We start from the raw sequence: 14,705 nt of genomic DNA on the forward strand, positions 1-14,705 counted from the left end.
TCTGTAGCGATCCTTTACACCCCCTCTGTCCGGTAGGACAGAGGGGGTGCTGGCCCGCGAGCTTTAAAAAGCACCCCTACCTCAAATAACGCTCCGGCCCCAGCTCCCGCACATCGATATCAGGCACCTTGCTGGAGATGATGTCGGACAGCACCTTGGCCGAGCCGCAGGCCATGGTCCAGCCAAGCGTGCCGTGCCCGGTGTTGAGATAGAGGTTGGAGAACTCGGTGCGGCCGACCAGCGGCGGCCCGTCCGGCGTCATCGGCCGCAGCCCGCACCAGAAGGACGCCGCCTTGAGGTCGCCGCCATCCGGGAACAGATCGCCGACCGAATGTTCGAGGGTGCGCCGGCGCGATTCATGCAGCCTGAGATCGAAGCCGGAAATCTCCGCCGTGCCGCCGACGCGGATGCGGTCGCCGAGCCTGGTGATCGCCACCTTGTAGGTTTCGTCCATTACCGTCGACACCGGGGCGGCGACCGCGTCCTTGATCGGAACGGTGATCGAATAGCCCTTGACCGGATAGACCGGGATCGGGCGCCTGAGCAGGCGCATGAAGCGCGCCGAATAGCTGCCCAGCGCCAGCACATAAGCGTCGGCCGCGCGCGAGCGCTGGTCGGTGCCGACGCTGACGATGCGATTGCGGTTCTTGGAGAAGCGCCGGATCTGCGTACCGTACTCGAACGTGACGCCGCGCGCCCCGCAGAGCTCGGCCAGCCGATCGGTGAACATCTTGCAGTCGCCAGTTTCGTCGCCGGGCAATCTCAGCCCGCCGACAAACTTTTCCCGCACGCCGGCCAGCGCAGGTTCGGCGCCAATGCAGCCTTCGGGATCGAGCAACTCGTAGGGAACGCCATATTTCTTCAGCACCTCTACATCGCCGCCGGTGCCGTCGAGCTGCTTTTGCGTGCGAAACAGCTGCAGCGTGCCCTTGGTCCGCTCATCATAAGCGATGCCGGTCGCCTCGCGCAGCGCCTTCAGCGTGTCGCGGCTGTATTCGGCGAGCGGCACCATGCGCGCCTTGTTGATGGCATAGCGATCCGCGGTGCAATTGCGCAGCATCTTGATGAGCCATGTCCACATATACGGATCGAAGGCCGGCCGCACCACCAGCGGGCCGTGCTTCATCAACAGCCACTTGATTGCCTTCAGCGGAATGCCGGGGCCGGCCCAGGGCGAAGCATAGCCCGGCGAGATCTCGCCGGCATTGGCGAAGCTGGTTTCCAGCGCCGGCCCTTTCTGGCGGTCGAACACCGTCACCTCGTGGCCGGCCTCAGCGAGATAATAGGCAGTGGTGACCCCGATAACGCCGCCGCCCAACACGAAGATCTTCATCGCATCACTCTCCACGACGACTTCCGTCAGAGGGCCGCCGCCTCCTGTCTGCCGGATTCTGCGGCGTCCGCCAAGGGGCGGCGTGTCGCGGCTCTATTCGTTGATATAGCGGCGGTGGAAGCGGGGGCCGAGACTGGTCAGGATTTCATAACCGATCGTGCCGGCATGACCGGCGGCGTCATCGACGCTCTGCGAGGGGCCTAGGAGTTCGACAAGGTCGCCCTCGCGCAGCCGGCCGGCCGGCAGGGCCGAGATGTCGAGTATGATCGAATCCATCGACACCCGCCCGACAAAGGGCAGTCGCACGCCGTCGAGCCAGGCAGCCGAAGCCGCGCGCCGGTGCCAGCCATCGGCATAGCCGAGCGAGATCGTGGCCGCGCGCAAGGGACCGCTGGCCAGAAACGCATGTCCGTAGCCGACGCCCGCGCCCTTATCGATGCCGCGTGTCTGGATGATCTTTGCCTCGAGCCGCACCACCGGCAGCATCGGGTTCGCCTCATCAGGCGTCGGATTGATGCCGTAGAGCGCAGCGCCCGGACGCGCGAGGTCGTACTGATAGCGCGGCCCAAGAAAGATGCCGGAAGAATTGTCCAGCGACGCCGGCGCCTTGGGCAGCATTTTGCGCAGCCGTTCGAACTCCCTGAGTTGCGCGTCATTGGCCGCATTGGTCGGTTCGTCCGCACGGGCCAGATGGCTCATGACGAGAACGACATCGACGCCGGCGAAAGCATCGGCCGTAAGCGCCTCGACCTCTGCCGGCGCCATGCCCAGCCGCGACATGCCGCTGTCGACCTGGATGGCGGCCTTGAGCTTGCGGCCGGCCTTCTGGCCGGCTTTGCTCCACGCCTTCAGTTGCCCGGTGCTGTTGATGACGGGAACAAGGTCGGCAGCCACCGCTTCGGGTTCCGAGCCCGGCGGCAGCCCGTTCAGCACATGGATTTCCAGCTTCGGTCCGAGTGCGTCGCGCAGCGCGACACCCTCGGTGAGATGCGCGACAAAGAAGCTGTCGCAGCCTTCGGCAACCAGTGCCGCCGCCACTTGCCGCGCGCCGAGCCCGTAACCGTCGGCCTTGACGACGCCGGCGCAGCGCACGCCGCCGAGCTTTGCCTTGAGCCGCCGGTAATTCTCTCGGATAGCGCCGAGATCGATGGTGAGAATGGCGCCGGCCGCCGCTTCGCTGATGGTATCTTTGGCTTTATGCATCGCAGACCCGCTGAAGTCGGCGCTGCCCCTCATTGTCCTGCCGGATATCTCTCCCTATCCTTATACGGGGAGTTGAGGAGCGGTCGGCGTAAAGCGGACGAAAAGCCAACTGCTTGGCTTTTCGAGTGACGAAAGCCGGCAGGCGGGTGAGGGGCAGCCCATACGCTGCGCTAAGAGGCCATTGCCCGGCGTCGTTCATATGGGTCTCGTGGCTGCGGGTGTCCCGATCAATAAAGCACGAATCAGGTGCCGTGCGAACCGTCACATCCAGCTAGGCAAGATGACGGAACGCCGCCACCACATCCTCATAGACCTTGCGTTTGAACGGCACTATCAGATCGGGCAGGTCCTGCATCGGCCGCCATGCCCATTCATCGAATTCGGCGGTGTGGCCGCCTGGCGGCGGATTGATCTGGATCTCTCTGGTCTCGCCGTGAAAGCGGTAGGCGAACCATTTCTGCGTCTGGCCGCGATAGCGGCCCTTGAGGGCGATGCCGACCAGATCGGGCGGCAGGTCGTAGTTGATCCAATGCGGCGCCTCGGCCAGCAGCGTGACCGAGCGCATGCCGGTCTCTTCATAGAGCTCGCGCCCGGCCGCCTGCAGCGGCTCCTCGCCCTCGTCGATGCCGCCTTGCGGCATCTGCCAGAGCTGCGTGGTCCCGGCAAATTCGCTGTCCGGTTCGGCGATGCGGTGCCCGACCCAGACCAGCCCGTCGCCATTGAGGATCATCAGCCCGACACAGGGGCGGTATGGCAGCGTCTCGGGATCGATCTTTTTAGCCATCGGAGTTTAAAGCCGTTCTGAGATTCGCTCCGGCGAGGCAGTGGCGAATGATTTCGAGAACCGGAGCGGAGCGTACTCAAAGTAGGCTTGCCCCGGAAGCGGAAAACGTGGGTTCGTTCCAGTCACTGCCACCCAGCCCCGTTGCCGCCGTTGCGGTCGAATGGCAGAGTAATTCCATGAATTCAAATCATCGACGGCGCCTTGAACGCAACCTTCAGCGTGTTCGAGGCAACAGAGGAGGAGTACGCCGCCATCTTCCCGGATGGAAGAGACATGGAACTGGCCGAAGATTTATTTGAGCGGCTTGGTGAAGACGAGGCAGGTCGCGTGCTGGCGCCGCTTTGGGGTCGTCCCATCCTGAAACGCGATGTGCTCGGAATCCACGGCACCCTGTTCTACAACAACGAATATCGGCGGAGACACATCCCGCAATCAAAGCGCGAGGTCGACTGGGATGATGGTTCAATCAATCAGGCCCAGAGAGAGCTCTTTTCTCGGCATCGTTGAAAATCGCCACAAGCGCCGGTCAGCCCTTTTCCGGGTCGATGGCCACCGCCGAGATCGGCACGATCTCGATGCCGCGCTTTTTCGCTTCGACCGCCCAGAACGCCACGGTGTCGACGGTGAGGTCGAAAGCCGAGCCGATGCCGACGGCGGAGCCTTTCGCACGCGCGGTCGCTTCCAGCGCGTCGAGCTTTTTCAGGATGGCGCCGCGGTCCTGCACAGCGTCGATTGCCGTATCGCCGGCGACGAATGGCACACCGTCCTTCAAGGCGAGATCGGACGCCAGGCTCCGTGCGGACGAGCCGTCATCGATATAGGCAAGGCCGCGCTTGCCGAGTTCGGCCATGAACGGCCCCATCGCTGTCGCGTCGGCCGAAAAGCGCGCCCCCATATAGTTCATGACGCCGGTATAGTTGGTGGTCCGCGACAGCGCCCAGCGCAGATTCTTCAGATTGTCGTCCGGGCTTGCCGCCACTGTCAGCGTGTTGCGGCCGGGATTGACGTTGGGATAGTCGAACGGTTCGAGCGGCACCTGCATGACCACCTCATGCCCGCTCTGCCGTGCCGCCTGCATCCAGCGGCCGATGCTGTTGCCTTGCGGCGCAAAAGCCAGCGTCACTTCGGCCGGCAGCTTGGCGATCGCCGCCTGCGTGCCGGTCTGCGACACGGCAAGCCCGCCGATGACGATTGCCACTCGAGCGCCACGCGAACCCGACCACGGCCGCGCATAGACATCGAACGGCCGCCGGCCGTCAGCGGCGCGAACCGGCAACGGGCCGGTGTCGCTGGCCTCGATCAGCGCCCTGTCGGGGATATGCGCGATCTTCAGGTTCTGGCCGATCGTCGACGGGTCGTGGATGACGATGGCTGCATTGGGCGGGCCGTCACCCTCCTGGGACTGCACATGGATGATCTGCGGACCGCTGGCCTTGGGCGTTTCCGCCTTCGGCGCTGCCGCCGTCGCTTGAGCAGTGGGCGCTGCGGCCGCGGGCTCGGCCGCCGCCGTCACCTTCGGCGTCGAGACCGCGATTGCTTCCGGTTTGCGGAACGGCTTCTCGCGCAGCGCGATCGCGCCGGAGATGCCGACCGCGGCCAGCACGACCAGCGTCGCCGCGACGGCGCCAGCGCTGATCCCGCGCGACGCGGCACGCGGTCGGACGGTCTGTCCGAGCGGGCGTTCGATGTCCTTGCCGATGTCAGCCAAGCCGCATCCCCCGGCGCGTGATCAGCGAAATCTTCGCCATGCGCAGATCCAAAACTGACGGCGCGTCCCCTGCGCCTTTGAGGCACAGCGCCCAGCTGCCCCCGAATCAAACTGCCGGAACCTCACGGTCCCGGCAGCATTGCATCGCTTCGATTGGGCAGCCAGAGCTACCGGTCGATTTTACTGGTTGAGCACTGCCTTCTCCGGATTCGGCGGGAATGCCGGATCGGTCTTCTGGCCGCGCAGCAGCTGTTCGGCATAGATCAGCTGCAGATCGTCCTTCGGATCCGGCGGCACATAGGCAGCCGAGCCCGAGCCGGTATCGCTCTCGTCGGCGCCCTTGATATGGCCCTTGAGGTCCGATTCGCCGCGCGTCAGGTCCCTGCCCTGCAGTTCGGGCGGCAGCGGCTGGTCGACCTTGATATCGGGTGTGATACCCTTGCCCTGGATCGACTTGCCGGACGGCGTGTAATAGAGCGCCGTCGTCAGGCGCAGCGCGCCGTTCTCGCCAAGCGGGATGATGGTCTGCACCGAGCCCTTGCCGAACGACTGCGTGCCGACCACTGTGGCGCGGCGCAGGTCCTGAAGCGCGCCGGCGACGATCTCGGAGGCGCTGGCCGAACCGCCATTGACGAGCACGATCAGCGGCTTGGCGCCGATGTCGTCGCCTGCCTTGGCGTCGAAGCGTGTGACGTCCTTCGGGTCGCGGCCGCGGGTCGAGACGATCTCGCCACGGTCGAGGAAGGCGTCGGACACGCTCACCGCCTGGTCGAGCAGGCCGCCCGGGTTGAGCCTGAGATCGAGCACATAGCCCTTGAGCTTGTCGTTCGGCACCTGCTTCTTGATGGTGTCGATGGCATTCTCGAGGTCGTCATAGGTCTTTTCGGTGAAGGAGGTGATCTTCATGTAGCCGATGTCGTTCTCGACCCGGAACTTGACCGCCTTGACCTTGATGATATCGCGCACCACCGTCAGCTCGATCGGCTTGTCGGCGCCCTGGCGCAGGATGGTCAGCTTGATCGGCGTGTTGACCAGGCCGCGCATCTTTTCGACTGCATCGTTGAGCGTCAGGCCGCGAACCTCTTGGCCGTCGATCTTGGCGATATAGTCGCCGGCCAGCACGCCTGCCTTGGCAGCCGGGGTGTCGTCGATCGGCGTGATCACCTTGACCAAGTCGTTCTCCATGGTGACCTCGATGCCGAGGCCGCCGAACTCACCCTTGGTCTGCACGCGCATGTCCTGCGCCTGCTCGGCATTCATGTAGGAGGAGTGCGGGTCGAGCGAGGTGAGCATGCCGTTGATGGCGTTTTCGACCAGCGACTTGTCGTCCGGCGGCGTCACATACTGCGCCCGCACGCGCTCGAAGATGTCGCCGAAGATCGCCAGTTGCTTGTAGGTCTCGGAGCCTGCAGCGTTCGCCGTCGAGCCGGGCGCGCCATAGACCAGGCTCATCGCTGACGCGCCCATCAGCGCACCGGCAATAAGAAGCGACAGTTTCCGCATCATTTCACGTCCTTCCAGAGAAGCGGTCCGCCCACCATGGGGTCGGATCGACGGGTTTTCCATCCTTGCGGAACTCGACATAGAGTTCCGGCGTGGCATTTCCATTCTTCGAGGCCGAGGTGCTTGCCACCCGGGCCTCTCCCATCGCGCCGACCGGCTCTCCTGCGAGCACCGACTGGCCAGACGCGACGCTGATTCTGCTCATCCCCGCCAGGACGACATGATAGCCGTCTCCCGCATTGAGGATCAAGAGTTGACCATAGGAGCGAAAAGGCCCCGCATAAAGCACATTTCCGTCCGCCGGTGCCGTGACGATGGCTCCCGATTGTGTCGCAACCATGTCGCCAAGCATCACCGCGCCGTTACCGTCATCGGCCCCGAAACGCAGCTTGATCTTGCCGGTGACCGGCAGCGAGACTTGTCCCTGAAGTGCCGAAAACGGCGCGGCGGCGGTGAGGCGGTTGCCTTCCGGCACGGGCAGCGAAGCCAGCTCCGTCGACGCGGTTGTGCCTGCATCGGCGTTATCGGCGTCCGGCTTATCGCTGTCGGCCGCTTTCTGTTCGCCTGCCTTGACGGCATCCGCCGCCTTGCGGCTCTCGTCGGCTTCAAGCGAAGCGATCAGCTCTTTCAGGCTGCCGGCCTTGGCCGCAAGCGCCTGGGACCGCTGCTTTTCAGCGGCCATCGCCGTCCAGGTGTCCGCCTCGAGCTTCTGCTTGGCTTCGAGCAGCATGGAGAGGCGTTTCTTTTCCGCCGTCTGCTCGCCGACCGCCGCCGTCAGCCGCGTCCGCTCGGCCTCGATCGAGCCCGTCACCCGGGTCTGTTCCCTGAGGTCGGCCAGCAATTTGTCGGTCTGCTGGCGCAGTTCCGGCACCACTGCGCCGAGCAGGATGGCGCTGCGCACCGACGACAGCGCGTCTTCCGGCTTGACCAGGATCGCCGGCGGCGGATTGAGCCCCATGCGCTGCAGCGCCCCCAGCACCTCGGCCAGCACGTCGCGCCGCGCCGCCAGCGAGACACGGATCTTCTGTTCCTCGCCCTTCAGTCCTTCGAGCCTGGCGCCGATATCCTCGATGTCCTGGCCGAGCTTCTGCTCGGTCATAGCCGACTGGATAAGCGCCGCGGTGATCGAGGCATGGTCCTTCTTGACCGAAGCAATGTCGGCGGCGAGCTTGGCCAGCCGTTCGGACGACAGCGTGATCTCGGCCGACACCTTCTCATATTCGGCACGGCTCAGATCGGGGTCGGGCGCCACGTCCAGCGTATTTTCGGCCCGTGCAAGCCCGAGCGACAGCAAAACCACCGCCGCAGCGATGCCGCAGCGCGCGTGCCGGAAGCCCGTTCGTGATTTCCCGTTGTCAGCCATTGAAGCCCGACTCTATGCGTGGCTTCGTTAACGAACCATCAACCATGATCGAACCGAAGCCTAGCACAAAACAGCCGCGCATTGGGGCGGAAATCCGGACGATTGACCCTCGACCCACTGATTTACGAACGGTGGTAGGGATGTCCCGAAAGAATCGTTGCCGCCCGATAGAGCTGCTCGCCCAGCATGACACGCACCAGTTGGTGCGGCCAGGTCGCCGCGCCGAACGAGACCATCAGCTCAGCCTGATCGCGAACCGACTGGTCGTGCCCGTCGGCGCCGCCAATGGCGATGACCAACGCCTTGCGTCCGCCATCGCGCAGCTGGCCGATACGGCTGGCGAAATCGTCTGAGGACAGGTTTTTGCCGCGTTCGTCGAGCAGGAACAGCGCCGTGCCCGGCTGCAGCTGTGCCTGCAGCTTCTGGCCTTCCTCGCGGCGGCGCTCATTAGCGTTCTGGGCTCGTCCCTCGGCGATCTCGGCGACACCAGAGAATTCGAACCCGATCGCCGGGCCGCTCTTGGCGAAACGCTCGAAATAGCGGTCGGCGAGCTCTCTCTCGGGGCCGGCCTTCATCCGGCCCACGGCATGAACTGCTATCTTCATCCCTGCCTCGGCGAGCTTTCAATCCATGTCGCACCCAGGATGGTTACGACATGAGACGAAGCTCAGTGCAAGGTCTCTTCCTCGAGGTCCGGCGCCTGCCACATCTTTTCAAGATTGTAGAATTCGCGGACTTCTGGGCGGAAGACATGGACGATGATGTCGCCTGAATCGATCAGGACCCAGTCGGCGCCGGACAGCCCCTCGACGCGCGCCGTGCCGAGACCGGCATCCTTGAGCGCCTTGAGCAGGTGGTCGGCGACAGCCGAGACATGACGGTGCGACCGGCCCGACGCGATGACCATATAGTCGCCGAGGCTCGATTTCCGCTGAATGTCGATTGAGACAATATTTTCGGCCTTGGAGTCTTCCAGACTGGCAAGGACTGTCTTGATGGCACGGGACACGGCGTCATCTACGCTGATCCTGGCCGGCGAAGGCATGATGTCAGCCTTCTTCCGCAATGCTGTTCTCAGTGTATTTCCTTTCGCAGCAAGAACAACCAAATCACCCACGAAATCAGGTGACACCCTATAGATAGGCAGAGTTCCCTTGCAGTTTCAAGACGGGAGGCCCTGCCACCGCGAACGCAGTGCACGACTTCCGGTTCCGGAGCCTTGAGAAAAATCGGAACCCATGGCCGCGGCAGGGGTTATCGGCACACCCCCCAAACGGATTTTCCTGATGCCAATCGACCCCCAGAACACGCTGCTCACCGTGCAGGCTGGCCTTGCGCAACTCAGCACACTGATCGTTTCCTATTCCTTCTCCGCCATCGGCGCCATCATCCTGCTGGTCGTCGGCTATCTCGTCGCCGGGCTCGCAGAACGATCGATCTCAGCCGGCCTCGGCCATATCCATGGTTTCGACGCGACGCTGCGCCATTTCTTCTCGAAGATCGTGCGCTACGCCATCCTGATCCTGGTGGTCATCATGGTGCTCGGCCAGTTCGGCGTTCAGACGGCCTCGATCATCGCCGCCATCGGCGCCATCGGGCTGGCAATCGGCCTGGCGCTGCAAGGCACGCTGCAGAACATCGCCGCAGGCATCATGCTTCTGGCGCTCAGGCCATTCCGCATCGGCGAATATGTCGAGGTCGGCGCCATTTCCGGCACCGTCGAGGAAATCGGCCTGTTCGCCACCAAGCTCCGCACGACAGACGGCGTCTATGTGCTGGCGCCCAATTCGACGCTGTGGAACCAGCCGGTGCGCAATTTTACCCGCAACGGTGTGCGCCGCGGAGACATCACGCTGAGCATCGGCTCCTGGAACGACATCGACCTGGCGCAGAAAACCATGCTGGGCGTTGCCGGCGGCGAGCGCCGCGTCAAGCGAGAGCCGGCGCCGATCGCCTTCGTCGCCACGGTGGGCGATGCCAGCGTCGCCATCACCTTGCGCTACTGGACCACGGCGGCGGATTTCTTCGCCACCCAGATCGATCTCACCAAACGCGTCAAGCAGGCGTTCGACGCCGAGGCCATCTCGGTACCGGCGCCGCCGCCCGGGGTGCGGCAGGAGCCTTCCGCGACCAGGCAATAGCGAAGCAACGTCAGCGCTGCTCTTCCGGCGCGAAGGCGAGCTCTACCGGCAATGGCGCCTGCGCCGACATCGGCGCGAAACTGCCGGTTTCCGTGGCGGGGACGGCCCGTGTCGTCGCCACCCGCCACAGCACGAACAGGCAGAACACGGTGGCGATGATGATCGCCACATAGATGAAGGCCTGCGTGCCATAGACAGCCGAAAGGGCCGTCACGATGCCCGGCACGATGAAGCCCGACAGCGACCACGCAAACAGCAGCGAACTCGAAAGCGCCACCATGTCGTCCTTGCCGGCGCGGTCGGCGGCGTGTGCGCTGGCCAGCGAATAGATCGATTCCGAAGCGCCGTCCCAGATCACATAGATCACCACCAGCACCGCCAGAGCGCCACCGTCAAAGCCGATAGCCAGAATACCGGCGACGATGGCCAGTGCCGCAGCGCCGGCCAGCACGTAACGGCGATCGGTACGGTCGGAAATCCAGCCGAGCGGTATCTGCAGGATCAGCGTGCCGACGGGCATCGCCGACAAAAGCAGCGCCACATCGGCCTGGCTATAGCCTTTGGCCGTGGCATGGATCGGTGCGAACCCGGCGATCGCCATCGACAGACCGCCGACGGCCAGCATGCCGGCCACGCCGACCGGCGAGATCCGCCAGGCGCGGCCAAGCGCCACGGAGGCTGCGCGAGGTGGCGGCGGTTGAGCCAACCGCGTCATGCCGACCGGCAGGATCGACACTGCGGTGAAGGCAATGCCGATCAGCGGCGCCTGCGCCGTCGCGATGTCGACCGCCGCCAGCAGGGCATAGCCGACGCCAAGTCCGGCGACATAGGCGACGTAAAACACCGCCATCACCCGGCCGCGAATGGCGTTTGCGACGGCATCGTTGAGCCAGCTCTGGGCGACGATGAACAGGCCGCATATTGCAAAACCGTAAAGCGCGCGCGCCGCGATCCACAGCAGCGGGTAGGTGCCGGCGCCAATGGCGGCATTCGACAGCGCTATCAGCGCCGACAGCACCATGAAGGCGCGGGCGTGCCCGACGCGGCGCACCAGCGGCCCGGTCAGGATACAGCCGGCAAGTCCGCCGGCAGACAGGCCGGTGATGATCAGCCCGGCCCAGGTCGGATCGAAGCGCTCGACGCCAAGCCGGACCGGGATATAGGCGAACATCAACCCGTTGCCGACCGCGATCAGCGCCATCGACACGATTACGCTGGCAATGGCGATCACGGGCGCCGGCGGGGCGCCATGATTGGGGCCGATGTCGGTCTGGTTCACTGAAGTGGCCATATCCAGCGCAGCATCGCCCAGCCAATCGCGAAAGGCCGCCGTAAAAGCGACATCGGCGATCTGGTCTTACGGAGTTACCCCTTGGCTTGCTTGCGAATAGCACTCGATGACAGCGACGAACGCGGGCCGTGAATAAAAGTCCAGGCCGGCGCCTTCATGCGGGCGAGCCGGGGCGCGTCACCCTCGTCGACGCGGGCATAGTCGAAGGTTTTGGCCACGACCGAGGACAGGAAGGACAGCGTCGCGCCCGGGCGGTCGATGACGGCGATCGGGAAGGTCATGACGATCTGGCGCCAGCGCTGCCAGCGGTGGAAATCGCGAAGCGAGTCGGCGCCCATGATCCAGACGAAATCGACGCCGGGATTGCGTGCCTTGACCAACGCCAGCGTGTCGGCGGTGAAGCGAATATGATGCGCCGCCTCGAAGGCGGTGACCTTGATCTTCGGGTTCTTGGCGATCTGCTCCGACTGCAGCAGCCGATCGCTCAGCGGCGCCAATTCCCTCGTGCTCTTCAGCGGATTGCCTGGAGTGACCATCCACCAGAGCTGGTCGAGCGCGAGGCGCCGCAAGGCAATTTCCGCCACCAGCGCATGGCCGGCATGCGGCGGGTTGAACGATCCGCCGAACAGGCCGACGGCGAGGCCTTTCTCGGCATGCGGCATGCGGAGGTAGTGCGAGGGGATGGCGGGCTGAAGGGACGACAGCATGGTGCTAGGCACCCCCCTCTGCCCTACCGGGCATCTCCCCCGCAAGGGGGGAGATCAGCAGCTCCGGCAAAGGCACTTTTCTTGCAACGTTAGTGATTGGCGAAAGCGGAAGAAAAAGCTGATCTCCCCCCTTGCGGGGGAGATGTCCGGCAGGACAGAGGGGGGTGTCTGGGCTCAATGCCTCAAGCCCTGACGCGAATGATTCAAGGCCTCACCTGTCCCGACCCGCGCACGCGGTATTTGAACGAGGTCAGCTGCTCGACACCAACCGGTCCGCGCGCGTGCATCTTGCCGGTGGCGATGCCGATCTCGGCGCCCATGCCGAACTCGCCGCCATCGGCGAACTGGGTGGAGGCATTGTGCAGGAGAATCGCCGAGTCGATCTCGCTGAAGAAGCGCTGCACAGCCTTTGCATCCTCGGCGATGATCGCCTCTGTGTGGTGTGAGGAGAACGTCTCGATATGGTCGATGGCGCCGGCAATCCCGTCGACCAGTTTTACCGCGATGATGGCGTCGAGATATTCGGTCACCCAGTCGGCATCGGTCGCCGGCTTGGCGTCGAAGAACAGCTTCATCACTTCCTGATCGGCATGGATCTCGCAGCCGGCGGCGCGTAGCGCGTCGAGGATCGGCACCAGATGTGTGGAGGCCACCGCGCGGTCGACCAGCAAAGTCTCTGCAGCGCCACAGACACCGGTGCGCCGCATCTTGGCGTTGACGGCGATCCTGACCGCCATGTCGAGATCGGCCGAGCGGTCGATGTAGAGATGGCAGATGCCTTCAAGATGGGCAAAGACCGGCACCCGCGCCTCGCTCTGGACGCGCCCGACCAGGCTCTTGCCGCCCCGCGGAATGATGACGTCGAGATTGCCGCCAAGCCCTTTCAGCATCTCGCCGACGGCGGCGCGGTCGGTGGTCGGCACCAGCTGAATGGCGTCTTCCGGCAGGCCGGCGGCCTTCAGCCCCTCGACCAGGCAGGCATGAATGGCGGCGGACGAATTGAGCGAGTCCGAGCCGCCGCGCAGGATCACCGGATTGCCGGCCTTGAGGCAGAGCGCGCCGGCATCCGCCGTCACATTCGGCCGGCTTTCATAAATGACGCCGACAACGCCGAGCGGCGTGCGCACGCGCTCGATCTGCAGGCCGTTGGGGCGATCCCAGGCCGCGATCACATCGCCGACCGGGTCCCTGAGCTCGGCGATTTCACGGATGCCATCCGCCATGGCACGGGTGCGCGCCGGATCGAGCTTCAGCCGGTCCATGAACGAGCCGGACAATCCCGATTCGTGTCCGTTAGAGACATCGATGGCGTTGGCATCGAGAATCTGCTGCTGGCGCGCGATGATCGCGTCGGCCATGGCGAGAAGCGCGGCATTCTTGGCGGCGGCGGTCGCAATGGCCAACGGTCGGGCGGCCGCGCGGGCGCGGCGGCCGATATCAGCCATCAGCGCGACGGTGTCATCCCCGGATTGTTCATGCAACTTCAGCATGTCTCATCCTCCGCTTACCTCGCCCCCGGCCCATACCTGGCCGGCAGCCCGTATCTGGTCACCCGGATCGCTCACCACCAGATCGTCGCGGTGAATCATCGCCGAGCGCGCCTCGTAGCCGAGCACGGTTTCGATCTCGGCGGTCTTCAGGCCTGCGATCCTTACGGCATCGGCGGCATCATAGGCAACCAGCCCGCGCGCGATCTCGCGCCCTTCGGGCGACAGGATCGCCACCGTGTCGCCGCGCGAGAAATTGCCGCTGACCAGCCTGACGCCCGCCGGCAGCAGCGATTTGCCGGACAGTAGCGCACCGATGGCGCCGGCGTCGACGGTGAGCCGCCCGGCCGGTTCGAGCTGGCCGGCGATCCAGGTCTTGTAGCCTTTCACCGGATTGGCGCTCGGCCTGAAGAAGGTGGCGCGCTCGCCACGCTCGATCGCCATCAGTGGCGACAGCCTGGTGCCCGAGGTGATGATCATGGCGGTGCCGGCGGCGGTGGCGATCTTGCCGGCATCGAGCTTGGTTCGCATGCCGCCGCGCGACAGTTCGGATGCGGCCGCCCCGGCCATAGCCTCGATATCGGGCGTGATGCGGTCGACCACCGGAATGAATTTTGCATCGGGATCGCGCGCCGGCGGCGCCGTATAGAGCCCGTCAATGTCGGAGAGCAGCACCAGCAGGTCGGCGCCCATCATCGTCGCCACGCGTGCCGCCAGCCGGTCATTGTCGCCATAGCGGATTTCGGAGGTCGCTACCGTGTCGTTCTCATTGATGACCGGCACCGCCTTCATCTTGAGCAGCGTCGAGATCGTCGCGCGGGCATTCAGATAGCGTCGGCGCTCCTCGGTGTCGCCGAGCGTCAGCAGGATCTGGCCCGATTTCAGCGCACCCTTGCCCAGCGCATCCGACCATGCGCCGGCGAGCGCAATTTGCCCGACGGCGGCCGCCGCCTGGCTCTCCTCGAGCTTCAGCGCCCGTTTTCCGAGACCGAGAATGGTGCGGCCGAGCGCAATGGCGCCGGACGACACGACCAGGATCTCGGCGCCGCCATTGGCCAGCACCGCAATATCCTCGGCAAGCGAAGCCAGCCAGTCGCGCTTCAGGCCGCTGGTGCGGTCGACCAGCAAGGCCGAACCGATCTTGACCGTGATGCGCCGGTATTTTGTCAGCGACTGCGCCGTCAT

14 protein-coding genes are annotated in these 14,705 nt (G+C 64.7%); 2 read left to right on the forward strand and 12 right to left on the reverse strand.

All coding sequences use genetic code 11. The features are described 5' to 3' along the window. Positions 1-76 precede the first annotated feature (76 nt). The 3 genes from NKI37_RS20335 to NKI37_RS20345 all read right to left on the reverse strand — a co-directional run bounded on the left by NKI37_RS20335 (position 77) and on the right by NKI37_RS20345 (position 3,320). The gene (locus NKI37_RS20335) at positions 77-1,333 is read right to left on the reverse strand and encodes a D-amino acid dehydrogenase (RefSeq protein ID WP_352666429.1); all 1,257 of its coding nucleotides are present in this window, start codon (positions 1,331-1,333) and stop codon (positions 77-79) included. A 93-nt stretch (positions 1,334-1,426) separates the two neighbouring features. Further along, entirely contained in the window at positions 1,427-2,536 is a 1,110-nt protein-coding gene (gene alr, locus NKI37_RS20340) for an alanine racemase (protein WP_352666431.1), read from the reverse strand. Between the two features lie 271 nt (positions 2,537-2,807). After that, positions 2,808-3,320, reverse strand: coding sequence for an RNA pyrophosphohydrolase (locus NKI37_RS20345; RefSeq protein ID WP_023693158.1), 513 nt, complete (start codon positions 3,318-3,320; stop codon positions 2,808-2,810). A gap of 189 nt (positions 3,321-3,509) precedes the next feature. Between NKI37_RS20345 and NKI37_RS20350 the strand changes: the two genes are divergently transcribed. Continuing rightward, positions 3,510-3,827, forward strand: a complete 318-nt coding sequence (locus tag NKI37_RS20350; RefSeq protein ID WP_502896289.1) for a DUF8220 family protein — start codon at positions 3,510-3,512, stop codon at positions 3,825-3,827. A gap of 19 nt (positions 3,828-3,846) precedes the next feature. Here NKI37_RS20350 and NKI37_RS20355 read toward each other — a convergent pair whose 3' ends face one another. The 5 genes from NKI37_RS20355 to rsfS form a co-directional block, all read right to left on the reverse strand. Next, the gene (locus NKI37_RS20355; RefSeq protein ID WP_352666434.1) at positions 3,847-5,028 is read right to left on the reverse strand and encodes a divergent polysaccharide deacetylase family protein; all 1,182 of its coding nucleotides are present in this window, start codon (positions 5,026-5,028) and stop codon (positions 3,847-3,849) included. Positions 5,029-5,208: 180 nt separating this feature from the next. Next, positions 5,209-6,534, reverse strand: coding sequence for a S41 family peptidase (locus tag NKI37_RS20360; protein ID WP_023668701.1), 1,326 nt, complete (start codon positions 6,532-6,534; stop codon positions 5,209-5,211). Between the two features lies 1 nt (position 6,535). After that, the gene (locus tag NKI37_RS20365) at positions 6,536-7,894 is read right to left on the reverse strand and encodes a murein hydrolase activator EnvC family protein (RefSeq protein WP_352787071.1); all 1,359 of its coding nucleotides are present in this window, start codon (positions 7,892-7,894) and stop codon (positions 6,536-6,538) included. 122 nt (positions 7,895-8,016) lie between these two features. Beyond that, a complete protein-coding gene (rlmH, locus tag NKI37_RS20370; protein WP_023815253.1) occupies positions 8,017-8,499 on the reverse strand; it encodes a 23S rRNA (pseudouridine(1915)-N(3))-methyltransferase RlmH in 483 nt (160 codons plus the stop codon). 62 nt (positions 8,500-8,561) lie between these two features. Further along, complete coding sequence (gene rsfS, locus NKI37_RS20375) at positions 8,562-8,939, reverse strand: ribosome silencing factor (RefSeq protein ID WP_023668698.1); 378 nt, start codon at positions 8,937-8,939, stop codon at positions 8,562-8,564. 241 nt (positions 8,940-9,180) lie between these two features. Here rsfS and NKI37_RS20380 point away from each other — a divergent pair, with 241 nt between their 5' ends. After that, entirely contained in the window at positions 9,181-10,035 is an 855-nt protein-coding gene (locus NKI37_RS20380; RefSeq protein WP_352787073.1) for a mechanosensitive ion channel family protein, read from the forward strand. 10 nt (positions 10,036-10,045) lie between these two features. On the opposite strand, the gene NKI37_RS20385 is transcribed toward NKI37_RS20380, so the two are convergent. The 4 genes from NKI37_RS20385 to proB all read right to left on the reverse strand — a co-directional run bounded on the left by NKI37_RS20385 (position 10,046) and on the right by proB (position 14,705). After that, complete coding sequence (locus tag NKI37_RS20385; protein WP_352787075.1) at positions 10,046-11,326, reverse strand: MFS transporter; 1,281 nt, start codon at positions 11,324-11,326, stop codon at positions 10,046-10,048. Positions 11,327-11,400: 74 nt separating this feature from the next. Continuing rightward, on the reverse strand, positions 11,401-12,033 hold the full coding sequence (locus tag NKI37_RS20390) for a nicotinate-nucleotide adenylyltransferase (protein ID WP_023700240.1): 633 nt from the start codon (positions 12,031-12,033) through the stop codon (positions 11,401-11,403). A gap of 203 nt (positions 12,034-12,236) precedes the next feature. After that, entirely contained in the window at positions 12,237-13,523 is a 1,287-nt protein-coding gene (locus NKI37_RS20395) for a glutamate-5-semialdehyde dehydrogenase (protein WP_352787076.1), read from the reverse strand. Between the two features lie 3 nt (positions 13,524-13,526). After that, entirely contained in the window at positions 13,527-14,705 is a 1,179-nt protein-coding gene (gene proB, locus NKI37_RS20400; protein ID WP_023684120.1) for a glutamate 5-kinase, read from the reverse strand.

This window comes from Mesorhizobium sp. M0626 (genome assembly GCF_040320665.1).
In the GTDB taxonomy this organism is placed as follows: domain Bacteria; phylum Pseudomonadota; class Alphaproteobacteria; order Rhizobiales; family Rhizobiaceae; genus Mesorhizobium.

What these genes read in the sequence shown, in the direction of transcription:
- NKI37_RS20335 (WP_352666429.1), bottom strand. Translation starts at nt 1,333, where the DNA reads ATGAAGATCTTCGTGTTGGGCGGCGGCGTTATCGGGGTCACCACTGCC.
- alr (WP_352666431.1), bottom strand. Translation starts at nt 2,536, where the DNA reads ATGCATAAAGCCAAAGATACCATCAGCGAAGCGGCGGCCGGCGCCATT.
- NKI37_RS20345 (WP_023693158.1), bottom strand. Translation starts at nt 3,320, where the DNA reads ATGGCTAAAAAGATCGATCCCGAGACGCTGCCATACCGCCCCTGTGTC.
- NKI37_RS20360 (WP_023668701.1), bottom strand. Translation starts at nt 6,534, where the DNA reads ATGATGCGGAAACTGTCGCTTCTTATTGCCGGTGCGCTGATGGGCGCG.
- NKI37_RS20365 (WP_352787071.1), bottom strand. Translation starts at nt 7,894, where the DNA reads ATGGCTGACAACGGGAAATCACGAACGGGCTTCCGGCACGCGCGCTGC.
- rlmH (WP_023815253.1), bottom strand. Translation starts at nt 8,499, where the DNA reads ATGAAGATAGCAGTTCATGCCGTGGGCCGGATGAAGGCCGGCCCCGAG.
- rsfS (WP_023668698.1), bottom strand. Translation starts at nt 8,939, where the DNA reads ATGCCTTCGCCGGCCAGGATCAGCGTAGATGACGCCGTGTCCCGTGCC.
- NKI37_RS20380 (WP_352787073.1), top strand. Translation starts at nt 9,181, where the DNA reads ATGCCAATCGACCCCCAGAACACGCTGCTCACCGTGCAGGCTGGCCTT.
- NKI37_RS20385 (WP_352787075.1), bottom strand. Translation starts at nt 11,326, where the DNA reads ATGGCCACTTCAGTGAACCAGACCGACATCGGCCCCAATCATGGCGCC.
- NKI37_RS20390 (WP_023700240.1), bottom strand. Translation starts at nt 12,033, where the DNA reads ATGCTGTCGTCCCTTCAGCCCGCCATCCCCTCGCACTACCTCCGCATG.
- NKI37_RS20395 (WP_352787076.1), bottom strand. Translation starts at nt 13,523, where the DNA reads ATGCTGAAGTTGCATGAACAATCCGGGGATGACACCGTCGCGCTGATG.
- proB (WP_023684120.1), bottom strand. Translation starts at nt 14,705, where the DNA reads ATGACGGCGCAGTCGCTGACAAAATACCGGCGCATCACGGTCAAGATC.